This is a genomic window from Nocardiopsis prasina DSM 43845 (assembly GCF_000341265.1).
In the GTDB taxonomy this organism is placed as follows: domain Bacteria; phylum Actinomycetota; class Actinomycetes; order Streptosporangiales; family Streptosporangiaceae; genus Nocardiopsis; species Nocardiopsis prasina.
The window spans coordinates 1-22,335 of the sequence record NZ_ANAE01000074.1 but is presented as its reverse complement, the minus strand read 5'-3'; the positions used below and the strand labels follow the sequence as shown (position 1 = coordinate 22,335).

At 70.7% G+C, this 22,335-nt stretch carries 17 protein-coding genes; 7 read left to right on the top strand and 10 right to left on the bottom strand.

The genetic code is table 11. The features are described 5' to 3' along the window. The 4 genes from D452_RS0102680 to D452_RS0102665 all read left to right on the top strand — a co-directional run. Positions 1-1,436 (top strand): ABC transporter substrate-binding protein (locus D452_RS0102680; protein WP_017542612.1); only part of this gene is annotated, 1,436 nt, incomplete at its 5' end. 45 nt (positions 1,437-1,481) lie between these two features. Next, a complete protein-coding gene (locus tag D452_RS0102675; protein WP_017542611.1) occupies positions 1,482-2,417 on the top strand; it encodes an ABC transporter permease in 936 nt (311 codons plus the stop codon). Then, a complete protein-coding gene (locus D452_RS0102670; RefSeq protein WP_026128911.1) occupies positions 2,414-3,298 on the top strand; it encodes an ABC transporter permease in 885 nt (294 codons plus the stop codon). The genes D452_RS0102675 and D452_RS0102670 overlap by 4 nt, the downstream gene beginning before the upstream one ends. Next, on the top strand, positions 3,295-5,001 hold the full coding sequence (locus tag D452_RS0102665) for an ABC transporter ATP-binding protein (RefSeq protein ID WP_017542609.1): 1,707 nt from the start codon (positions 3,295-3,297) through the stop codon (positions 4,999-5,001). The genes D452_RS0102670 and D452_RS0102665 overlap by 4 nt, the downstream gene beginning before the upstream one ends. A 63-nt stretch (positions 5,002-5,064) precedes the next feature. Here the strand turns inward: D452_RS0102665 and D452_RS0102660 are convergent, their stop codons facing one another. The 3 genes from D452_RS0102660 to D452_RS0102650 form a co-directional block, all read right to left on the bottom strand. Continuing rightward, a complete protein-coding gene (locus D452_RS0102660; protein WP_017542608.1) occupies positions 5,065-6,294 on the bottom strand; it encodes a Bcr/CflA family efflux MFS transporter in 1,230 nt (409 codons plus the stop codon). Between the two features lie 113 nt (positions 6,295-6,407). Next, positions 6,408-7,247 (bottom strand): GNAT family N-acetyltransferase, encoded by an 840-nt coding sequence (locus D452_RS0102655; protein ID WP_017542607.1) that lies wholly within the window; start codon positions 7,245-7,247, stop codon positions 6,408-6,410. Positions 7,248-7,356: 109 nt separating this feature from the next. Next, positions 7,357-8,952, bottom strand: a complete 1,596-nt coding sequence (locus D452_RS0102650; RefSeq protein WP_017542606.1) for an alpha/beta fold hydrolase — start codon at positions 8,950-8,952, stop codon at positions 7,357-7,359. A 186-nt stretch (positions 8,953-9,138) separates the two neighbouring features. Here D452_RS0102650 and D452_RS0102645 point away from each other — a divergent pair, with 186 nt between their 5' ends. Then, positions 9,139-9,612, top strand: a complete 474-nt coding sequence (locus D452_RS0102645; protein WP_017542605.1) for an Lrp/AsnC family transcriptional regulator — start codon at positions 9,139-9,141, stop codon at positions 9,610-9,612. 7 nt (positions 9,613-9,619) lie between these two features. On the opposite strand, the gene D452_RS0102640 is transcribed toward D452_RS0102645, so the two are convergent. The 7 genes from D452_RS0102640 to dxr form a co-directional block, all read right to left on the bottom strand. After that, positions 9,620-10,177 carry a hypothetical protein gene (locus tag D452_RS0102640; RefSeq protein ID WP_017542604.1) on the bottom strand — a complete coding sequence of 186 codons (558 nt, stop codon included), beginning with the start codon at positions 10,175-10,177 and terminating at the stop codon, positions 9,620-9,622. A 70-nt stretch (positions 10,178-10,247) separates the two neighbouring features. Continuing rightward, positions 10,248-11,966, bottom strand: coding sequence for a flavin monoamine oxidase family protein (locus D452_RS0102635; RefSeq protein ID WP_017542603.1), 1,719 nt, complete (start codon positions 11,964-11,966; stop codon positions 10,248-10,250). 70 nt (positions 11,967-12,036) lie between these two features. Beyond that, positions 12,037-12,843 carry a carbon-nitrogen hydrolase family protein gene (locus D452_RS0102630; protein WP_017542602.1) on the bottom strand — a complete coding sequence of 269 codons (807 nt, stop codon included), beginning with the start codon at positions 12,841-12,843 and terminating at the stop codon, positions 12,037-12,039. A 275-nt stretch (positions 12,844-13,118) separates the two neighbouring features. Then, positions 13,119-14,579, bottom strand: coding sequence for an amino acid permease (locus D452_RS0102625; protein ID WP_017542601.1), 1,461 nt, complete (start codon positions 14,577-14,579; stop codon positions 13,119-13,121). A 403-nt stretch (positions 14,580-14,982) separates the two neighbouring features. Then, positions 14,983-16,137 carry a flavodoxin-dependent (E)-4-hydroxy-3-methylbut-2-enyl-diphosphate synthase gene (ispG, locus tag D452_RS0102620; protein ID WP_017542600.1) on the bottom strand — a complete coding sequence of 385 codons (1,155 nt, stop codon included), beginning with the start codon at positions 16,135-16,137 and terminating at the stop codon, positions 14,983-14,985. 260 nt (positions 16,138-16,397) lie between these two features. Next, the gene (locus tag D452_RS0102615; RefSeq protein WP_017542599.1) at positions 16,398-17,753 is read right to left on the bottom strand and encodes a M50 family metallopeptidase; all 1,356 of its coding nucleotides are present in this window, start codon (positions 17,751-17,753) and stop codon (positions 16,398-16,400) included. Positions 17,754-17,781: 28 nt separating this feature from the next. Next, entirely contained in the window at positions 17,782-18,984 is a 1,203-nt protein-coding gene (gene dxr / locus D452_RS0102610; RefSeq protein WP_017542598.1) for a 1-deoxy-D-xylulose-5-phosphate reductoisomerase, read from the bottom strand. Positions 18,985-19,352: 368 nt separating this feature from the next. Here dxr and D452_RS0102605 point away from each other — a divergent pair, with 368 nt between their 5' ends. After that, a complete protein-coding gene (locus tag D452_RS0102605) occupies positions 19,353-21,026 on the top strand; it encodes a CocE/NonD family hydrolase (RefSeq protein ID WP_017542597.1) in 1,674 nt (557 codons plus the stop codon). Between the two features lie 202 nt (positions 21,027-21,228). Continuing rightward, positions 21,229-22,305, top strand: a complete 1,077-nt coding sequence (locus tag D452_RS0102600) for a trypsin-like serine peptidase (RefSeq protein ID WP_017542596.1) — start codon at positions 21,229-21,231, stop codon at positions 22,303-22,305. Positions 22,306-22,335: the final 30 nt, after the last annotated feature.

The following is a 22,335-nucleotide window of genomic DNA, read 5'->3' as shown; positions in this document are numbered from 1 at the left end:
GCCGTCTGAAGGTGGGCGTCGCGGGTGGCGGCGCCCGCGACACCCTCGACGCGCACGACCCCACCGACAACGTCGACATCGCGCGCAACCACGCCCTCTACGCCGCTCTGATGCGCTTCGACAACGACGGCACCATCGAGCCCTACCTTGCCGAGTCGCTGGAGCCCAACGACGACGGCACCGAGTGGACGCTGGTCCTCAAGGAGGGCCTGACCTTCCACGACGGCACCCCGGTCACGACCGAGGCGGTCGTGTACTCGCTCAAGCGCATCCTCGACCCCGACAACCCCATGCGCGGCGCGGGTGACATGCCCGGCGTCGACCCGGAGAAGCTCGAGGTCGTCGACGAGCTGAGGATGACGATCCCGGTCGACGAACCGCTGGTCACCCTCCCCGAGGCACTCGCCGAGTACTACAACTGCGTCGTCCCGGTGGACTACGACCCGGAGAACCCGATCGGCGCCGGTCCCTTCAAGTTCTCCGAGTTCAAGGTCGGCGAGTACAGCGTCTTCGAGCGCCACGAGGGCTTCCACATCGACGGCCTGCCCTACGTGGACGAGCTGGAGATCGTGAACTTCCCCGAGGACGACGCCCGGGTCAACGCGCTCAACAGCGGCAACGTCCAGGTCATCAGCCAGGTCCCGCACGTGCAGGTCGCCATCATGGAGGGCGACCCCAACGTGAACATCCTGGAGTCCGAGACCGGCATGTGGCTGCCCTTCACGATGAACGTCGAGGAGGCCCCCTTCGACGACGTCCGCGTGCGCCAGGCCTTCCGCCTCATCGTCGACCGGCAGGAGATGATCGACCAGGCGCTGGCCGGGTACGGCCAGCTCGGCAACGACATGTACGCGCGGATGGACCCCTCCTACCCCGAGGACATCGCGCAGCGGGAGCAGGACATCGAGGAGGCCAGGCGCCTGCTCGCCGAGGCCGGTCACGAGGACGGTCTGGAGGTCGAGCTGGTCACCTCCGACATCAGCGCCGGTGTGGTCGCCGCCGCCGAGGTCTTCCAGGAGCAGGCCCGTGAGGCCGGTGTCACCGTCAACCTGCGGCGGGTCAACCCCAGCGACTACTGGAACCCGGAGGAGGGCTTCCCGTACGCCTTCGGCCAGGACTTCTGGAGCGCCCGGAACTACATCACCCAGACCGCCCAGGGCTCGGTCGTGGGCGCCCCCTACAACGAGACCATGTGGGGCGAGCACGAGGAGTGGCTGGAGTACCTGGAGGAGGCGCGTCAGACCGCCGACGACGACGCGCGCAACGAGCTCATCCGCAAGGCCCAGGAGATCGAGCACGAGGAGGGCGGCTACATCGTGTGGGGCTTCGTGAACCTGCTCGACGCCTACCACTCCTCGGTGCACGGTCTGAGCCCGGCGGTCTCGGGTCACCCTCTGGGTTCCTACGCCTTCCACACCATGTGGCTGGAGCAGTAGCGGACCTCCGGTTCCCGACCTCCAGACCGCTACCGAAAGCTCACCATGACTCGACTCATCGTCGTCCGCCTCTTCTTCGGCGCACTGACGCTCTGGGCGGTGTCCCTCGTGGTCTTCGCGGCCACCCAGGCACTGCCCGGCGACGCGGCCCAGCTCATCCTGGGACGCGACGCCACCCCGGAGCGGTTGGAAGCGCTCCGTGACCAGCTCAACCTGCACGAGCCCGTGGCCGTGCAGTACATGCAGTGGCTCCAAGGACTGGTCCAGGGAGACCTGGGCACGTCGTTCTCCAACCGGCTGCCCGTCGCCGACTACCTCGCCGACCCGGTGCGGAGCTCGCTGACCCTGATGGGCCTGTCCGCCCTGGTCGCGACCCCGGTCGCGCTGTTCGTGGGGGCGTTCAGCGCCCTGCGCCGCGACCGCGCCTTCGACCACACGTCCTCCATGGGAACGCTGGTCCTGGCCTCCGTCCCCGAGTTCGTGGTCGGCATCCTGCTGATCCTGCTGCTGGGGCCGGGCGGGCTCGGAGTGTTCCCGTCCGTGTACGCCCGTGAGGGCGGACCCGAGCAGTGGGTCCTGCCGGTGCTGACCCTGGCTCTGGCGGTGGCCCCGCCGATCGTGCGCATGATGCGGGCGACGATGATCGAGGTCCTGGAGAGCGAGTACGTGCAGCAGGCACGGCTCAAGGGCATGGGCGAGCGCACGGTGCTGTGGCGCCACGCCGCGCCCAACGCGATCGGCCCGGTCGCCCAGGTGGTCGCTCTCCAGCTGGCCTGGCTGGCCGGCGGCGTGGTGGCCATCGAGTTCCTGTTCAACTTCCCCGGTGTCGGCAAGGTGCTCATGGACGCCATCGGCAACCGTGACGTGCCGCTGATCCAGGCCGTGGTCCTGCTCATCGCGGGGATCTACATCCTCGTCAACCTGGTCGCCGACGTGATCGGGCTGGCGGCCAACCCGAAGGTGAGGGTCGCGAACCGATGACTGGACCTTCGACGAGCACACCCGCCACCGCTGCGCCACGACGGCGCCCGGGGCTGTTCCGGACCGCTTGGCGGTTCGGCCGCACCAAGGTCGGTGTGGCCCTGACGGGGCTCATCGTCCTGATCGCGGTGCTGGGGCCGTTCGTGGCCCCTTACACCGCCACCGAGTTCGTGTCCAAGCCGTTCGAGACGGGCGTGGACGGCACCCTGTTCGGCGGTGACAACCGGGGCCGCGACGTGTTCACCCGCTTCCTGTGGGGCGGCTGGACACTGCTGCTGCTGGCCGTCGCCTCCGCCGGGATCGGTGTGGCCGCGGGAACGGTGATCGGCGTCATCGCCGGTTACCGCCGCGGCTGGGTGGACGACGTCCTCATGCGCACGAACGACGTGCTGCTGGCCTTCCCCCAGCTGATCGCCGCCCTGCTGGTCATGTCGATCCTCGGCCCGAAGGTGTGGCTGATCGTCGCGGTCATCGCGGTGTCGCACATGCCGCGCGTGGCCCGGGTGATCCGGGAGGCCACCCGCAAGGTGATCGAGCAGGACTACGTGAAGGCGGCCGAGGCGATCGGCCTGCCGCGCTGGCGGATCATGACGGTGGAGATCCTGCCGAACGTGACCAGCCCGCTGCTGGTGGAGCTGGGCCTGCGCCTGACCTACTCCATCGGGGTCGTGGCCGTGCTCGGGTTCCTCGGCATGGGACTCCAGCCGCCCACCGCGGACTGGGGCCTGATGATCAACGAGAACCGCCAGGGCATGGCGATCCAGCCGTGGGCGGTCGCGCTGCCCGTGACGGCGATCGCGGTGCTCACCGTCGGCGCCAACCTCATCACCGACGGGCTCTCCCGCGCGGCGATCGGTATCGACCGGGGGGTCGAGAAGTGACCTTGAACGAGAACACGGAACCCGGCGGGACCGGGGCCGGGGACACCCGACGGAAGGACCGTCCCGACGGCGAGACCGTGCTGGTGGTCGACGGGCTCACCGTGATCGGGCGCCCCTCGGACGTCGAGATCATCAGCGGCGTGTCGATCACCGTGAAGCGCGGCGAGATCCTCGGGCTGGTGGGTGAGTCCGGTTCGGGCAAGACCACTCTGGGCCTGTCACTGCTGGCGCACTGCAAGCGCGCCACGGAGATCGTCGGCGGTCAGGTACTGGTCTCCGGCCAGGACCTGGCCACGCTCAACGAGCGCGAGGTCCGTCAGCTGCGCGGACGCGCGGTGGCCTACATCCCGCAGTCACCCGCCTCCGCGCTCAACCCGGCTCTCCGGCTGGGTGTACAGCTCACGGAGGCTCTGCACGACGGTTCGCTGTCGGACAAGGAGGTCCGGGCGCGGGTCCGCGAGGTCATGCGCGAGGTGGCCCTGCCCGACGACGACGCGTTCCTGCGGCGCTACCCGCACCAGCTCTCCGGCGGACAGCAGCAGCGGGTGGCGATCGCCATGGCGTTCGTGGGCCGCCCGGACGTGATCGTGCTCGACGAGCCGACCACCGGCCTGGACGTGACCACGCAGGCGCACGTGCTGGAGACCATCCGGTCGATGACCCGTGACTACGGGACCGCCGGTGTGTACATCAGCCACGACATGGCCGTGGTCGCCGACCTGGCCGACGACATCGCGGTGATGTACCGGGGAGAGGTCGTGGAGCACGGGCGCGCCCAGACGGTGCTGTCCGATCCGCGGCACGCGTACACGCGCCAGCTGCTGATGGCCGTGCCGCTGTTGAAGACCTCGGGGCACGAGGAGCCCGAGCCGGAGGAGGAACCGCTGCTGCGGATCTCCGGGCTGTCCGCGGGGTACGGACGCACGCAGGTGCTGGAGGGGATCGACGTGTCGGTCTCCCGGGGCGAGTGCGTGGCGCTGCTGGGCGAGTCCGGGTCGGGCAAGACGACCCTGTCCCGTTCGGTGGCGGGTCTGCACCACCAGTTCACCGGCGAGATCCTCTTCGACGGCGAGCCGCTGGCCACCAGCAGCTACCGCCGGACGGCGGAGCAGCGGCGCCGGGTCCAGTACGTGTTCCAGAACCCGTACGAGGCGCTGAACCCGCGCAAGCGGGTGCGGGAACAGGTCCTGGGCCCCTACCGGCACCTGGTGGGCCGTCCCGACGACCCGGACGCAGTGGTGGCCGAGGCCCTGGAGCGGGCCGCGCTGCCCGCCTCCTACGCGGACCGCTTCCCGGAGCAGCTCAGCGGTGGTGAGCGCCAGCGCGTGTGTATCGCGCGCGCCGTGGCCACGCGCCCGGACCTGCTCGTGTGCGACGAGATCACGTCGGCGCTGGACGTCTCGGTGCAGGCGGAGATCGTGAAGCTGCTGCGCGAGCTCCAGGACCAGGGCATGGCGCTGCTGTTCGTGACCCACAACATCGCGCTGGTGTCCAACATCGCCGAGCGGGTCGCCATCCTCAACAGGGGCGAGATCGTCGAGTACGGCCCGGTGGGCGAGGTGATGTCGTCGCCGAGGCACGAGTACACGCGCGCGCTGATCGCCGACACCCCGGACTTCGAGCTGTCCTTCCCCGGCGCCCCCGAGCGCCTGGGCATGGACGCGGAGCGGAAGGGAGCGTCGGACCGCGTCGCCGAGGGGTGACCCGGTTCCGGACGGGGGGCGGGGTGCGCGGTGCGCGCCCCGCCCCCCGCGTGTGCGGCCGGGTCAGGGCTGGGGGTCGGCCTCGCGGACGGCGGGGATCGGCGCGGGCCGGGCGAGGGTGACCAGGACCAGCAGGCCCAGGGCGGAACTGCCGAACAGGAGCACGCCCATGGGGACCGCGGTGCTCTCGTCCAGTCCGACCAGGGGCGCCACCGCGGCGCCGATGATCATCGGCAGGGCGCCCAGGAGCGAACTCGCGCTCCCGGCCCGGTTCTCCTGGCCCTCCATGGCCAGGGCGAAGGATCCCGTGAGGACCATGCCCATGCAGGTCATGTAGACGAAGATCGGGACGACCAGCAGGGTCAGCGGCCCTTGGAGGAGCGCCGTGGCGAGCACCACGGCGGTGGCGGCCACCGCCACGACCACGGCCACTCCGAGCAGGGTGCGCTCCCCGTAGCGGTCGCTGAGGCGGCCGACGGCGGTGCTCCCGAGGATGATGGCGATCCCGTTCACGCCGAAGAGGAACCCGAACACCTGCGGGGACACCCCGTACAGGTCCTGGTAGACGAAGGGCGTCCCGGCGACGTAGGCGAAGCTGCCGCCGTGCAGCAGACCGACGATGAGCGTGTGGCCGATGTAGCGGCGGTCCCTGAGGAGCCCACCCATGGTGCGCAGGCTGCCGCCGAGCGTGCTGGGGATGCGCCGCTCCACGGGGAGGGTCTCCGGCAGCCGCGCGGCCACGACCAGGACGACCACGGCGCCGAGCAGGGCCAGCGCCCAGAAGACGCTCCGCCACGTGGCGGAGGGCAGGAGCAGGACCCCGCCGCCGACCACCGGGGCGACCATCGGGGCGACCGCGACCACCACCATGATCAGGGCGAAGAACCGCGTGAGCGCGGTGCCGTCGAAGACGTCGCGCACCACGGCGCGGGAGAGCACCACTCCGGCGCTGGCGGTGAACCCCTGGAGGAAGCGGCCCAGCACCAGGACCCCGGTGTTGGGGGCGAGCGCGCACAGGGCCGAGGCCAGCACGAACAGGGCCACGCAGACGAGGAGCGGCGCGCGCCGTCCCCGGGCGTCGCTGATCGGGCCGATCACCACCTGGCCGACGGCCAGGCCCACCAGGCAGCTGGTGAGGCTCAGCTGCACCTGGGAGGCGCTGGCGCCGAGGTCGTCGGAGATCTCCGGGAAGGCCGGGAGGTACATGTCGATGTTGAGCGGCCCCAGCACCGTCAGCAGGGCGAGGAGGAGGGCCAGCCCCAGGCGAGCGCGACCGGTCGGGTTGTGGAGCATGGGGCCTCTCTGCGGCGCGGGGGAGGGAGCCCGTCCACGTTACCGAGCGCCGTCGGCGCCGACCCGGGACGGATCGGCAAACTGACGGGGATGCGTCAGGTACGCGCCGCCACTCAGAAGAGCACCGACATGACCTCTCCCACCTGGCGGAAGCCGACGCGCTGGTAGGTGGCCCTGGCGGGGGTGTTGAAGTCGTTGACGTAGAGGGTCACCCGGGGGGCGATCTCGGCGAGGGCGTAGTTGACGACGGCCGCCATGCCCGCGCTGGAGTATCCCTGGCCGCGCAGCTCCGGGTGGACCCACACCCCCTGGACCTGGCAGGCGTGCCGGGTGACGGCGCCGATCTCGGCCTTGAAGACCACGCGGCCGTCCTCGATCCGGGCGAAGGCCCGGCCGGTGCGGACCAGTTCCTCGACGCGGGCACGGTAGAGGGCGCCGCCGTCGCCGGAGTCCGGGGGGACCCCCACCTCCTCGGTGAACATGGCGACGCAGGCGGGGACCAGGGTGTTGATCTCCTGGACGCGGACCCGGCGCACCAGGGGGTCGGGGGCGACGGCGGGCGGGCCGTCGATCTCCAGGACCGGCTGGCTCGCGCGGATGACGCGGGCGGGCCCCCAGGAGGGGGTGATCTGCTGCCAGAAGTCGCTGACCGCCTCGACCGGACCGACGATCGACGAGCAGCGGCGGCCGCGCCAGCGGGCGTGGTCGGCGAACCCGCGTACGGCGGCGGGCCCCGCGTTGACCGGGACGAGGTTGGCACCCGAGTAACACAGGGCGGTGAGTCTGCCGCGTTCGGTGTGACCCCAGAGTTCGGCCCCGGCCCCGCCGGACATGCCGGTGGCCATCAGCCGTGAGGCCACGAACACGTTGCCCACGGGGTCGGCGTCCAGGAGCGCGCGGACGGCCTCCCGGTCGCGTTCTCCCAGGATCCGTACCGCCGAGGTCCGCAGCATCGCATCTCCCCCATCATCCCGATCACCTGCTCCGGCGGGACACCGGATCGGTTCGTGGGCCCACGACGAATTCGCGCCGATTCCAGCCTATTAGACCCTCTGTCCGGACTCACCTGGATGTTTCGAGTCCGATCGGTCCGAGGCGTTCCACCTGCGTCGGTTCGGTGCTCTGCGCGCCGCGCGGGCTGGGCTCGGGGCGGGCCTCGCAGGTGACGTCGGGGCCGTCGGCGCCGCGTTCGGGCAGGACCCCGTCCTTGAGGTAGGCGACGACGGTCTCGTCCACGCAGGTGTTGCCGGTGAGTGCCACACCGTGGGTGATGCCGCCGTCCTCGATCACCAGTGAGGAGCCGGGCAGGCGGTCACGCAGGGAGTGGGCGCCCTCGACCGGGGTCGCGCCGTCCTCGGTGGCGTGCACGACGAGGACGTCGCCTTCGTACGCGGGGTGTTCGTAGGGGCCGTCACCGACCTGGAACCACGGGTCGGCCTCTCCGGCCCAGGAGGCGCACGGGGCGTTGTACCAGATGTTGTGCCAGCCCAGGAAGGGTGCGTCCTCGTGGACCCGCCTGGCGTCCGTGTCCCAGGTGTCCCAGTCGCGGGGCCAGGGGGCGTCGGTGCACTGGACCGCGAGGTAGCCGCCGAAGGCGGGGTCGCTGTCCGCGTCGTCCCCGTAGGTGTCGTGCAGCTTCAGGAGCGGGGCCGGGTCGGCGTCGTTGACCTGGGCGGCCAGGGCTTCGGCGACGGAGGGCCAGGAGTTGCCGCTGTAGGCCACGACGGAGGCGGCGCCGTCCAGCTCGGAGGGTCCGACGGTGTCCTCCAGCGGGGCCTCGCGGAGTCGCGCGCGCAGGTCGTAGTAGGCGGCGGAGACCGCACCGCCGTCGGTGCCCAGACCGTAGGTGCCGTCGTGGCGGGCGATCCAGTCGAAGAAGTTCTCCGCGGCGCGGTCCAGGGACCGGCTCTGGCGGAGGTTGCTCTCGTACCAGGGCAGGTCCGGGTCGACGACGCTGTCCAGGACCACGGCGCGCACGCTGTCGGGGTAGAGCGAGGCGTAGACGGTGCCGAGGTAGCTGCCGTAGGAGTAGCCGAGGTAGTCGACCTGCTCCAGGCCGAGGGCGACGCGGATGGCGTCCATGTCGTGCGCGGTGTCCTCGGTGCGCATGTGGTCCAGGAGCGGACCGGTGTTCCGGGCGCAGGCGTCGGCGTAGGCCTCGGCGTCCTCGCGCAGCGCCCGCTCCTCCATGGCGTCGGCCGGGACGGAGTCCTTGCGGACGGGGGCGAAGTAGGCGGGGTCGCAGGTGACGTTGGGGGTGGAGGCGCCCATGCCGCGCGGGTCGAAGGCGACCACGTCGTAGATCTCGCGCAGTTCCTCGGGCATGCGGTTGTGGGTGTGCGCGGCCCACTTGCGTCCGGCGCTGCCCGGTCCGCCGGGGTTGACCAGCACGGTGTGCTCGGCGGTGCCGGTGGCGGGGACCCGGGACAGGGCGATCTGGAGGGTCTCGGCGAGGTCGCCGACGCGACCGCCGTCGGTGCTCCTGGCCATGGGGACGGTGAGGGTGGCGCACTCCATCGCGGTGTCGCCGACCGGTTCGAGGTCCTCGCAGGGCCGCCAGTCAAGCGCCCTCTGGTCGATCCTGGTGGTCGGCGCGGGGGGCGCCCCCGCCGGGGCGGCCTGCGCCGCAGGCACGGCGACCAGGGATGCCAGGAGCACCCCGGCGGAGACTGCTGCCCACTGTGTGCACGCTGATCGCACTCGCTTACCCCCGATACCGGCCAGGATGTCCTCATGCATTCTCGCCGCTACGCAACGTGACAATGGGAAGCGACACGGGCCCCGACCAAGCACTCCCCCGGTAACATGTGCCCTGGTCAGATCAGACATGGACAAAGGGGCACAATGCGGCTTGATCGTGTCGACGAGCGGATCATCGCGATGCTCGGCGCGGACGCGCGGACGAGTTTCGCGGAGATCGGCGGCGGGGTCGGCCTCAGCCCCTCGGCGGTGAAGCGCCGGGTGGACCGCCTGATCGAGTCCGGCGCCGTGCGCGGCTTCACCGTGGTCGTCGAGCCCCAGGCGATCGGCTGGACCACCGAGGCCTTCATCGAGCTCTACTGCCGCGCCCGCACGTCCCCCGGCGAGATCCGGATCGGCCTGTCCGGCTACGCGGAGATCACCTCGGCCTGCACCGTCACCGGGGAGGCCGACGCCATCGTGCAGGTCCGCGCGCGCGACACCCAGCACCTGGAGGAGGTGATCGAGCGGATCGGCGCCGAACCCTTCGTGGTCCGCACCAAGAGCACCCTGGTGCTCTCCCGTCTGGTCGACCAGCCCATCCTCGCCGGAGCCGCCGACACGGACCCGCCGGACTAGGGAGCTCTCACGGAGCCTGGGCGAAACCCAGCCTCGCGGCGAGGCAGACAACCAGCGACAGGCCGAGGAAGAGCGGGACCGGCCACCGGGCGCGTTCGACGACCACCGGCTTCCGGCCCGGGACCCCGGCCGCCCGTACCGCCCGACGGAGTCCGCCCGCGGCGCGTTCAGCCGATCTGAGGGAAGGGAACGGATTCCGGGGGCCGCTCAGGTGCGAGGTGACCCGCACCCTGCCGCCGTCCCGAAGGCGGAGGATGATCTCACCCCACTCCCCCACCGACACGCTCCGGACGTCCGCCAGCGCCAACCGGGTCGAGTTCAGGGCGTTGTTGACCTGGATCCGCCGTGAACCGATCCACACGTGACGCCCGAAGAGGGTGGCGAGGAGCATCCACATCAGGACGCACGCCGCGACGTGGGCCACGACCTCTCCGACCCGGTCCGAGCTCGGTTGGGAGGAGGCCGCGTACAGCATGCCCAGGGGTATCACCGCCAACGGGCTCAGGAGCAGAGGCGCCGGGGACCACAGGACCTCACGTCGCTTGGTCCGTTCGGGGGAGGACACAGGGAACGCTTCTTCCTTCGGGGGCGGGGCCGTGTGCCCCGTCCCCGATGGTCCCACGATCAGCCAGGGGTCAGTCCTCGGGCAGGGCCACCGGGGCCAGCTCGTCGAACAGGTCGCCCGGGCCCGGGTTGGTGGGGTCGGTGCGGCCGCCGAAGTGGTGCATGACGCCCCACACCGCGTTCAGGGCGGTCTGCACGGCGCCCTCGGCCCACCCGGCGGTCCATGACACGTCGTCACCGGCGAGGAACAGCCCCCGGTGCCGCTCCGCCAGGTCCTCCTGGTGGAAGTGCGTGAACAGGCGGCGCTGGTACCGGTAGTGGCCGGGCAGGTTCGCCTTGAACGCGCCCATGAAGTACGGCTCGTCCTCCCAGGAGACCGTGACCGGGTCACCGGTGATGTGGGAGCGCACGTCCACGTCCGGGTAGATCTTGCCCAGCGAGGCCAGCATGACCTCCAGGCGCTCGTTGGCGGACAGCGGCAGCCACTTGAGTGAGTCGTCGCACCAGGTGTAGGACAGGCAGATCGCCGCCGGGCCGTCCGGGTCCTCACCCTCCAGCAGGTAGGTGCCCCGGGTCATGCGGTCGGTGAGCGTCATGCTCATGACGTCCCGGCCGGTCTCCGGGTCCCGGTCCCTCCAGAACGCGCGGTCCACCGGGACGAACAGCTTCGAGGACTCCATGTAGTGGGTCCGCTCGATCGCGGTCCAGTGGTCGATCGGCAGCAGGTCGTCGTCGCAGTCGATCTTGGACAGCATCATCCAGGACTGCGCCGTGAACACGGCCGCCGGGTAGGTGCGGGTGGAGCCGGAGGAGTCGGTGACGGTGATGTTGCCCGCCTGGGAGCCCTTCGCCGCCGTGCGGCGCAGCGCTGTCACGGCGGGGCGCGCCTCACCGCCGTGCAGCGAGGCCAGGGACGTGCCCTGCGCCCAGTGCACGAGCTTGTCCGGGGCGTCCTCCCACAGTCGGAGCGGGAGCTGGTCCACGCCCCCGACGATGCCCATGTGATCGTCGTCGGCGCCCGTGTAGGTGACCCGCAGGATCTCCAGGATGGAGTTGGGGAAGTCCGTGTCCCAGCCTCCGGTCCCGAAGCCCACCTGGCCGAAGACCTCGCGGTCCCTGAAGGACGCGAAGCCCGGGGACTCGCACAGGAAGCCGTAGAAGGTCTGGTTGTCGAGCCGCTCGACCAGCCGGTTCCAGATCTCCTTCTGGGTGGCCACGTCGCGCTCGCGGATCGCCCGCTGCATGCGGGTGTGCTCGACGCTCTCCAGGGTCCGGTCCCAGGCGCGCGCCACGTCCCGGTACAGCTCGGGCAGGTCGTCCAGGTGCGTCGCGTAGTGCGACTCGCCCTTGAGATCGACGACGGTGCTCGGGGTGGCCGGGGAGAGCGGGTTGGGAAAGGGGCTGGTGCGCAGGTCCACGCGGTCGGCGTAGTGCCAGAAGGACGTGGAGGTCGGAGGGAAGCGCATCGCGCCCATCTCGGCGACCACGTCGTCGGGGGCCCCGGGCAGGCGCTCGGTGCGCAGGCGGCCGCCGATCCGGTCGGCCTCGTACACGACCGGCCGCAGCCCCATCTTCATCAGCTCGTAGGCGGTGACGATGCCGGACAGGCCGCCGCCGATGACCGCGACCTCGGCGCCGTGGTGTTCGGCGGGAACCTGGCCCAGGCCGGCGGGGTGCGCCAGGAACTCGTCGTAGGCGAACGGGAAGTCGGGCCCGGACATGGTCAGGGGACGGTCCTGGTCGTCGGACACGGCTGCGGTACCGGCGGACGTGGGCACGGCGGACGTCATGGGGCCCTCCTTCACTGGAGCGGGGTGTGTGGGTACCGCAGGCGCGGCGGTGCGGGTCGGGCGGGTGGTGTCAGTGGGTGTCGGGCGCGGGGTACAGGTCCATGCGGCGGTCCCCGAGGTAGGAGAGTTCGGCACGGGAGGCCTCGGTGGCCGCCGGGTCGACGTCGCCGACCAGCAGGGTCTCGGTGCCCCCGCCCCGGAGCAGCTCGGCACCGTCGGGTCCCACGAGCGCGCTCAGTCCGACGTAGTCGAGTTCGCCCTCGGTGTCGCAGCGGTTCACGTAGGCGAGGTGGAGCTGGTTCTCCAAGGCCCGCGCCGGGACAAGGAGGGTGGCCACCGACGTGTTCGGGGCCATCAGGGCCGTGGGCACGACGAGGAGGGTGGTCCCGGCCTGGGCGTGGGCCCGGACGGGCTCGGGGAACTCGACGTCGTAGCAGACCAGGAGGCCGATCCGGTGACCGTCGAAGTCGACCTGGACGACCAGCTCGTCCCCGGGGCGGAAGAGGTCCCGGTCCAGGCCGCCGAACAGGTGGGTCTTGCGGTACAGCGCGCGGGAGGCCCCCGTGGCGTCCACGAACCGCACCGCGTTGTACACGTCCCCGTCGGCCAGCTCGGGGAAGCCGTAGACGATCGCCACGCCGGTGTCGGCGGCGATCCGGGAGACCTCCGTGAAGAGGGGGCCGTCCGCGGGCTCGGCCAGGTCCCGGACCCGCCCACCGAGGTTGTAGCCGGTCAGCGACATCTCGGGGGTGACCAGCAGGGCGGCGCCCTCGGCGGCGGCCGCGCGGGCCCGCTCGTGGAGCCGGTGGAGCGAGGAGGCGGGATCGCCGCTGCGTCCCGTGCCCTGGTCGAGGGCCACGCGCAGTGGTGCGGGCATCGCTGCGTACCTCCTGGTGTGTCGCCGCTGGTCGGCCGCGTCCACTCTAGGTGGAGGGGGACGTGGGAACCGTGTGTGGGACATGCACTCCGTTGCGAGTTATCGCTGATCCGGAGTGGTTCTTTGCGCCTGATGGCGCTCTCACGCTCCGTTCGTTCGCCAACCCGGAGCGGCTTCGGACACCGGGACGAACACGGGGCGGGGCCGGGGGATTCCCCCGAGCCCCGCCCCCGCTCGTCCGTCCGCCGCCGTGGGCGGCGCGGGCTCGGCTCCGCTCAGGAACCCACCCGCACGGTGGACTCGGTCTCCAGCGCGGAGCGGCGCATGCCGTAGCCGAAGTAGATCGCAAGTCCCACCACGAGCCAGGCGCCGAAGGCGACCCACACGCTGACCGGCATGCTGACCATCAGGTAGGCGCAGGCCAGCACACCCAGGACCGGGGTCACCGGGGCGCCGGGCATCCGGAAGGCGCGCTTGAGGTCCGGGCGGTTCCTCCGCAGCACGAGCACCGCCACGTTGACCAGGGCGAACGCGAAAAGCGTGCCGATGGCGGTGGCGTCGGCGAGCGGACCGAGCGGGATGAGCGCGGCCAGCAGGGCGATGAACACCGACGTGATGATCGTGTTGGCGCGCGGGGTGCCTCGGGAGTCCACCTTGGAGAAGGAGGCGGGGATCAGTCCGTCGCGGGACATCGCGAAGAGGATGCGGGTCTGGCTGTAGAGGACCACCAGGACGACGCTGGCCAGGGCCAGGACGGCACCGGCGGCGAAGATGACCGCCCAGATCGGGGTGCCGGTGACGACGGTGAGGATCCCGGCCAGGGAGGTCCGCCCCTCGGCGAACCGGGTCCAGTTGAGGGCCCCGACAGCGCTGAAGGCCACCAGGCAGTAGATCGCGGTGACCACGATCATGGAGAACATGATGGCGCGCGGCAGGTCGCGCTGCGGATTCCGGGCCTCCTCGCTGGCGGTGGAGGCGGAGTCGAAGCCGATGTAGGAGAAGAACAGGGTGGCTCCGGCGGCGGAGACACCGGCCATGCCCATCGGCAGGAACGGGGCGAAGTTGCCCCGCTGGACGGCGGTGATCGCGATGGCCACGAACATCACCAGCACGGCGATCTTGATGGTGACCATGACGGCGTTGACCCGGGTGCTCTCTCGCACCCCCGCGAGCAGGGCGAACATCGACAGCAGGACCACGACGGCGGCGGGGACGTTGACCAGGCCGCCCTCCAGTGGTCCGGCCAGGAGCGCGCCGGGCAGAGACAGGCCCGTGGTCAGGTGCAGGAGCTCGTTGATGTACTGGCCCCAGCCGACGCCGACCGCCGCCACGGAGACCCCGTAGGTGAGCATCAGGCACCAGCCGCACACCCAGGCCATGAACTCGCCCATGGTGGCGTAGCTGTAGGAGTAGGCCGAGCCGGAGGCGGGGATCATCCCGGCCATCTCGGCGTAGGCGAGCGCGGAGAAGAGCGCGGTGACACCGGCCAGGACGAACGCCAGGATGACGGCGGGTCCGGCGATCGGGACCGCCTCTCCCAGGACCACGAAGATGCCGGTGCCCAGGGTGGCGCCGATACCGATCATCGACAGCTGCCAGAACCCCATGGTGCGGCGCAGGCCGTTGTCGCCCTCGGTCTCGGCCACGAGCTTCTCGACCGGCTTGCGTCGGCTCAGACGCCGCCCCAGCGTGGGAGCGGAGGCGTCCGACCGCGCGGGGCTCTTCTGGTCCACCACGAAATGACTCCTCGACGTTCTGCGGGTGGGCACACCGGATCGGCGCCGTCACGAACCAACGGGACCCCAAATGTGCCTTGGGCAACGTTAATGGTGTTGCGTGAGTAACATGACCCACATTCGTTGCCTGTGTCCGCTTCACATGACGGAATCATGCGCGCTGACGCAAGAGAACGCACGTCATGGTGACGCATGTCATGTGGAGTGACACACGGTGATCATGCTCACCTGACCAGCGGCGATGCGGGATCCACCCGTCCGTGTAAGCGTTCGGCTCCCTCAGGTGTTCCTGGCCAGCGCCCCGGCGGCCGGGCCAACTCGACCCCAGGACACGGCAAAGGGGAGCACGGCACCGGCCGTACTCCCCTGAAGCGTGGTGGCCCCTGGCGGGGACCCTCGTGGATCAGCCCGCGACGGACACGCTGGGCTCGCCCTCGACCCCGGCCTCGCCCATCTCCTCGGCGATGCGCATGGCCTCCTCGATCAGCGTCTCGACGATCTTGGACTCGGGGACGGTCTTGATGACCTCGCCCTTGACGAAGATCTGGCCCTTGCCGTTGCCGGAGGCCACACCGAGGTCGGCGTCGCGCGCCTCACCCGGGCCGTTCACGACGCAGCCCATGACGGCCACGCGCAGCGGCACCTCCAGGCCCTCCAGCCCGGCGGTGACCTCCTCGGCGAGCGTGTAGACGTCCACCTGGGCGCGGCCGCAGCTCGGGCAGGAGACGATCTCCAGGCCGCGCTCGCGCAGACCCAGGGACTCCAGGATCTGGGCGCCGACCTTGACCTCCTCGGCGGGCGGGGCGGACAGGGACACGCGGATGGTGTCGCCGATCCCCTCCGAGAGCAGGGCACCGAAGGCCACGGAGGACTTGATGGTGCCCTGGAAGGCCGGACCGGCCTCGGTGACGCCCAGGTGCAGCGGGTAGTCGCAGGCCTGCGACAGCAGCCGGTAGGCGTTGACCATCACGACCGGGTCGTTGTGCTTGACCGAGATCTTGATGTCCTGGAAGCCGTGCTCCTCGAACAGCGAGCACTCCCAGAGCGCCGACTCCACGAGCGCCTCGGGAGTGGCCTTGCCGTACTTGGCGAGCAGGCGCTTGTCGAGCGAACCGGCGTTGACGCCGATCCGGATCGGGGTCCCGGCGTCGGAGGCGGCCTTGGCGATCTCGGCGACCTTGTCGTCGAACTTCTTGATGTTGCCCGGGTTGACGCGCACGGCGGCGCAGCCGGCGTCGATCGCCGCGAACACGTACTTGGGCTGGAAGTGGATGTCGGCGATCACCGGGATCTGCGACTTCCTGGCGATGATCGGCAGCGCGTCGGCATCGTCGTTGGTGGGAACGGCCACGCGCACGATCTGGCAGCCCGAGGCCGTCAGCTCGGCGATCTGCTGGAGGGTCGCGTTGATGTCGGAGGTGCGGGTGGTCGTCATGGACTGCACGGACACCGGCGCGTCCCCGCCCACGGGGACGTTCCCGACCATGATCTGTCGGGTCTTGCGCCGGGTCGCCAGCGGGCGCGGCGGTGTGGCGGGAATACCGAGATCAATGGTCACGCTTGGTTCACCTCGTCTGCCGCCGGAGGGAGGGCGGCACTTGATGTCGTCCGGTTCGTGGAGAGTGGGGCGCGCGCGGCGGCGCCCGCCAGGCGTGACCGGGTGCTCCGTCTCGCTGGCCTCCGCCACGGCGGCGATCCCGGTACGCGACCTCCAGGTTACCCGCCCTTCGGGCGACCCATGGCCCTTCGTGGCCGCGCTCACACCAGTTCAACCGGTGTTCATCCCTCGGGGGCGGCGCACGGCCGCCCCCGGAGGGGTCAGCCGAACAGCCGTACCGGGTTGATGAGGTCGGCCACGAGCAGGATGACGCTGAAGACGAGGAAGCAGCCCACGATCACGTAGGCCACAGGTGTCAGCAGGGCCACGTCCACCGGTCCCGGGTCCGGTCTCCGGAAGATCCGGGCGGTCCACTTCTTGACGGACTCCCAGATCGCCCCGGCCATGTGCCCGCCGTCCAGCGGCAGGATCGGCAGCATGTTGAAGGCGAAGAGGAAGAGGTTGACGCTGGCCAGGATGCTGATCATGATCGCCACGGTGTCGATCACGGGCAGGCCCTGCGACATGATCTCGCCGCCGATGCGGGAGATGCCCACGATGCCCACCGGGGAGTCCTCGGTGCGCTGCTCGCCCAGGAAGGCGGCGCCGAACACCTCGGGGACCCGGCTGGGCAGGGCGATGATCGCCTCGCCCACGCCGACCAGCATGGTGCCGACCTCGGAGACCGACTCGCCCACGGTCAGCGCCTGGCGCTCCTGGACGAACACCACACCCAGGAAGCCCACGACCTCGGTGGCGGCGACCCTGCGGCCCTGCTCGTCGTAGACGTGGTCGCCCCGGTCGTCGGTCTCGTAGACGATGTTGCCCTCGGTGTCCCGGGCGGGCAGCTCGTTCTCGACGATGTCGACGTCGGTGGTGAACCGCTCGCCGTCGCGTTCGATCACGAACTCGGTGCTGCCGAGGGACCGTCTGATCTGCCCGTTCACGGTGTCGCCGGTCACCGGCTCGCCGTCGATCGAGACGACGACGTCGCCGGGCTCCAGCCCCGCCTCATGGGAGGGGGTGGGCGCGAACTCGTCGGTGCACTCGGTGGCGGTCACCCCGGCCGGGACGACGCACTCGCGGACGGACCCGATCTGCGGGGTCTCCTGGTGCACGCCGATGCCCATGAAGAGCACACCGAGCAGGATGATCGCCAGCACGAGGTTCATGCCCGGACCGGCGAACATGACGATCAGGCGCTTCCAGGGGGCGCGCTGGTAGAACTGCCGGTCCTGGTCCTCGGGGGACAGCTCCATGTAGGAGGCCTCGCGGGCGTCCTCGGCCATGGCCCGCCAGCGCGACATCTTCCTGGCGCCGGTGTCCGCCCGTTCCCGGGCGGGCGGGAGCATGCCGACCATCCGCACGAACCCGCCCAGCGGGACGGCCTTGATGCCGTACTCGGTCTCGCCCCTGCGCACCGACCACAGCGTCTTGCCGAAGCCCACCATGAACTCGGTGCACTTGATCCCGAACATCTTGGCCGTGGACATGTGGCCGAGCTCGTGCCAGGCGATCGAGAACAGCAGCCCCACGACGAACAGGACGATCCCGACCACGGTCAGCAGAACGACCATGCACCACTCCTCAAGCCGATGTCGGTCCTCAGCCGCGGGTGAGCAGCTCGCGCGCGCGGGTTCGGGCCCAGGTGTCAGCGGCGTACACGTCGTCCAAGGTCAGGGTCGAGGCACCCGGATGGTCCGCCCGCTGGTGTTCAGAGACTACCTGGGAGACGGTGTCCATGATGGCCGGGAACGCGAGGTTTCCCTTGAGGAACGCGTCGACGGCCTCCTCGTTGGCGGCGTTGTAGACGGCCGGAGCGGTTCCGCCCGACGCACCGACCTCCGCGGCCAGTCTCACCGCAGGGAAGGCCTCGTGGTCCAGCGGTTCGAAGGTCCAGCTCTGGGCACGGGACCAGTCCATACCGGGCGCGGCGTCGGGGACGCGCTCGGGGCCGCCGATCCCGTACGCGATCGGGATCATCATGCTGGGCGGGCTCGCCTTGGCCAGGGTGGTGCCGTCGACGTACTCGACCATGGAGTGCACGATCGACTGCGGGTGCACGACCACGTCGATCCGGTCGAAGGGCACGTCGAACAGCAGGTTGGCCTCGATGACCTCCAGCCCCTTGTTGACCAGGGTCGCGGAGTTGACGGTGATGACCGGGCCCATGCTCCAGGTGGGGTGGTCCAGGGCCTCGGCGGGGGTGACGTGGGTGAGTTCGTCCGCCCGACGGCCCCGGAAGGGTCCGCCGCTGGCGGTGACGACCAGGCGGCGCACCTCGGAGCGGGCGGCGTGGACCAGGCCCTGGGCGGGGCTGCTGAGTTCGCCCTCGGGCACGTGGGGGAAGCACTGGGCGATGGCGTAGTGCTCGGAGTCGACCGGGACGATCTGGCCGGGGGCGGCCAGGTCCCGCACCAGCGGCCCGCCGATGATGAGGGACTCCTTGTTGGCCAGGGCGAGGGTGCTGCCCGCCCGCAGCGTGGCCAGGGTGGACTCCAGGCCCAGGGCGCCGGTGATCCCGTTGAGGACGACGTCGCAGGGGTGTGCGGCCAGCGCGGCCACGCCCTCGGCGCCGACCAGTACCTCGGCGTCGGAGCCCTGTTCGCGCAGGAGGCGGGTGAGCTCGGCGGCGCGGGCGGGGTCCGCCACGGCCACGTGCCCGACCCGGAGCTCGACCGCCTGCTTGGCGAGCAGGTCGGCGCGGCCGCCCCCGGCCGCCAGGCCCACGACCCGGAAGCGCTCGGGGTTGCGCTGGACGATGTCGACGGCCTGGGTTCCGATGGAACCGGTGGAGCCGAGGATCACTACTGTTCGCTGCTGTTCTTCTCGCACCCCTCCATTGTCCCGCACCCGGCGGCCCGCCGCCGGGGCCTGTGGACAACGCGGGGGAACGGCGGGGCGAACCCTCGGAGGCGGGCCCTGAGGCGGACCCTGAGGCGGACTCGGGGTCGGCTCTGGGGTCGGCTCTGGGGTCGGCTCGGGTCAACCCGGCGAAGCGCGGCCCCGTGTTCACGGGGTCTTTACAAAGGGCACCGGATCGCCTAACTTGACTGGCGAGTAAGTTACCTCACAGTAAGGCGAGACGCCGATCACCGTCGGTGTCCCCGTCCCCCGATGGTGCTGGCGCGAGCGCCCATCGGAGCCTCCCTCCCCCCACCCCCGAGGTTCCCGCCATGTCCCGAGTCAGTACGCGTCCCCCCTCCAGCGAGCGCTCCCGCTCCCGAGCGCGGACCCCCTTCGGTGCGCGCTTCCATGCTCTCTCCGCCACCGCCGTGGCTGCCGCCGTCGCGGTCGCCGCCCTGTCCCCGGCGCCCGCCTCCGCGGTCACCGTCTCCTCCACCACCAGCTACGAGACCATCGTCAGTCACGACGGCACCGAGCTGAAGGCCAAGGTCATCACCCCCACCGACGCCGAGGGCCCGCGCCCCCTGCTCGTGATGCCCTCGGCGTGGGCGACCCCGCACATCCTCTACGTCGGCGCGGCCAAGAAGCTGGCGGAGGAGTCCGGTTACCAGGTCGTCGCCTACTCCTCCCGCGGGTTCTGGGACTCCGGCGGCGGCATCGAGGTCGCCGGACCCGAGGACAGGGCCGACGCCAGCGCCGTCATCGACTGGGCCCTGGAGAACACCGAGGCCGACGCCGAGCGGATCGGCATGGCGGGCATCTCCTACGGCGGCGGGATCAGCCTGCTCACCGCCGCCGAGGACGAACGGGTCAGGGCGGTCGGTTCCATGAGCGGCTGGGCCGACCTGGGGGCCTCGCTCTACCCCGGAGACACCATCGACGTGCAGTCCGCCGAGCTGCTGCTCCTGGCCGGGAACCTGCTCGGCACCCCCGGGGACTCCCTCAGGGAGATGGAGCGCGAGTACCGGCGCGGCAACGTCGACCCCATCCTGGAGATGGCGCCGGACCGCTCCGCCGCCACCAAGGTGGACCGGATCAACGCCAACGGGACCGCCGTCATGATGGCGCACGGATGGAACGACGGCATGTTCCCCGCAGGGCACATCGCCGACTTCTACGAGGAGCTGTCCGGCCCCAAGCGGCTCATGCTCTCCCCCGGCGACCACGCCACCTCCGAGGCGTTCGGCGCGGTGGGGCTTCCCAACGAGGTCTGGGAGGACCTGGCCCGCTGGTTCGACCACCACCTCAAGGGCGAGGACAACGGCATCGACGCCGAGGACCCGGTGCGCGTCAGACCCAACAACGGCGACGGCGCGTGGTCCTCACACGCTGACTGGCCCTCGGTGACGACCGCGACTGACGAATACCACCTCGACCGGCCCAGCTCCAGCTGGGGCCGCTGGCAGAGCCAGGGCGCGATGGTCGGCGAGCCCGCCACCGGCTGGGACTACGGCTTCCGGACCGGGATCGGCACGACCGCCCGCAGCGGCACGGTGATCCTGTCGGGTGCGCTCCAGCAGTTCTTCGACGTGCCCACCGGTGTCCTGCTGCCCACGGTGGACCGGCACCGGGCCGCCGTGTGGACCAGCCCCGCCTACCCCGACGGCGCCCGCGTGGCGGGGACCCCCGAGGTGACGTTCACGGTCACCCCGACCACCGCCGACCAGTCGGTCTTCGTCTACCTGTACGCGATCAACGAGCGGGGCACCGGTTCCCTGCTCAGCCACGCCCCCCACACCCTGCGCGACGCCGCCCCGGGCGAACCGGTGACGGTGCGGACGGAACTGTCGTCGGTGGTGTGGGACGTGCCGGCCGGACACCGACTGGCCGTGGTGGTGGACAGCAAGGACGCCCGGTACGTCAGTGAGAGCCGGGTCGGGAACCGGGTGACGGTGACCTCCCCGGAGGAGGAGCCGACCCGGGTGACCATCCCGCTCGGGTAGGCCGGTGCGGGTTTTCTGCCCGTGATCAGCGCCGAAAACCCGAGTTCCGGTCAACGGAACACCACGGACAGGGCGACCGGCCGTCCCGCCTCACGCAGAGACGGCCGGTCGCCTTCCCGAAAAGCCCATGACTTCCCGAGAAACCCGCGACACAAACCCAAAGTAGTTATCGAGTTACTCCAAGTGTGCGAAGATCGTGGTCATGACCTCGCCCACCGCACGCAGGATCCTCGCCCCGCTGGCCGCAGTCGCGGTCGCCTTCGGGGGTCTGGCCCTCATCGACCACCTGCCCGCCCCGGCCTCCGCCGTCTCCCAGGCCATCCACGCCTCAGCCGTCCTCCCGGACGCGCTCGCCCCGGAACGCCCCGCACCGGAAGGGCGGACGCCCGCCTCCCGAACGGACGGGATCGACCACCAAGCCGGTGCCGTGACCGGCGAACAGCGCACCGCGGTCCTCGACTACTGGACCAGCGACCGCATGGCCGCGGCCCAGCCCATCACCAGCCTCGTGGAGTCCACCCTCGGACTGGCCGACCCGCTCAAGCAGTCCACCGACATCCAGCCGCAGGCCTCCAGCCCCAACAGCGACGGCGCGCGCTGGAACGACGGCGGCAAGGTCACCGAGACCACCGGCAAGGTGTACCTGACCATGGACGGCAAGGACTTCACCTGTTCCGCCTCGGTCGTGGACTCCGCCAACAAGAGCACCCTGGTGACCGCCGGGCACTGCGCCAAGGACGGCAAGGGCTCCTGGGCCCAGAACTGGACCTTCGTCCCCGGCTACTCCTCCGGTGACAGCCCGCACGGCAAGTTCACCGCGCGGGACCTCATGGTCGCCCCGCAGTGGTCCAACCGGGCCGACGACAGCTACGACTTCGCGATGGTCGTGCTGAACGAGGACGGCGGCACTCCGGTGCAGGACAGGGTCGGCGCGCAGAAGCTGTCCTTCTCCACCTGGACCGATCAGAACGTGAACAACGGCCTACAGGTCTACACCTTCGGCTACCCGGCCGCCTCCCCCTTCAACGGCCGCGAACTGCACTACTGCTCCGGCCGGACGGTACCGGACACCGGCGGCACGACCGCCAACGGGGTTCGCTGCACCATGACCCAGGGCTCCAGCGGCGGCCCCTGGTTCACCGACTTCGACCCCGCCACCGGCGAGGGCACCATCTCCTCGGTGGTGAGCTTCAAGTACGCCGACGACCGCAGCACCCAGTACGGCCCGCGCCTGGGCGCCGAGGCCAAGCGCCTCTACGACCACGCCGCGCAGCTCTAGGAACCGTTCACCCGAAAACCCTCCGCGTGC

What these genes read in the sequence shown, in the direction of transcription:
- D452_RS0102675 (WP_017542611.1), top strand. Translation starts at nt 1,482, where the DNA reads ATGACTCGACTCATCGTCGTCCGCCTCTTCTTCGGCGCACTGACGCTC.
- D452_RS0102670 (WP_026128911.1), top strand. Translation starts at nt 2,414, where the DNA reads ATGACTGGACCTTCGACGAGCACACCCGCCACCGCTGCGCCACGACGG.
- D452_RS0102660 (WP_017542608.1), bottom strand. Translation starts at nt 6,294, where the DNA reads ATGCTCCACAACCCGACCGGTCGCGCTCGCCTGGGGCTGGCCCTCCTC.
- D452_RS0102655 (WP_017542607.1), bottom strand. Translation starts at nt 7,247, where the DNA reads ATGCTGCGGACCTCGGCGGTACGGATCCTGGGAGAACGCGACCGGGAG.
- D452_RS0102645 (WP_017542605.1), top strand. Translation starts at nt 9,139, where the DNA reads ATGCGGCTTGATCGTGTCGACGAGCGGATCATCGCGATGCTCGGCGCG.
- D452_RS0102635 (WP_017542603.1), bottom strand. Translation starts at nt 11,966, where the DNA reads ATGACGTCCGCCGTGCCCACGTCCGCCGGTACCGCAGCCGTGTCCGAC.
- D452_RS0102630 (WP_017542602.1), bottom strand. Translation starts at nt 12,843, where the DNA reads ATGCCCGCACCACTGCGCGTGGCCCTCGACCAGGGCACGGGACGCAGC.
- D452_RS0102615 (WP_017542599.1), bottom strand. Translation starts at nt 17,753, where the DNA reads ATGGTCGTTCTGCTGACCGTGGTCGGGATCGTCCTGTTCGTCGTGGGG.
- D452_RS0102605 (WP_017542597.1), top strand. Translation starts at nt 19,353, where the DNA reads ATGTCCCGAGTCAGTACGCGTCCCCCCTCCAGCGAGCGCTCCCGCTCC.
- D452_RS0102600 (WP_017542596.1), top strand. Translation starts at nt 21,229, where the DNA reads ATGACCTCGCCCACCGCACGCAGGATCCTCGCCCCGCTGGCCGCAGTC.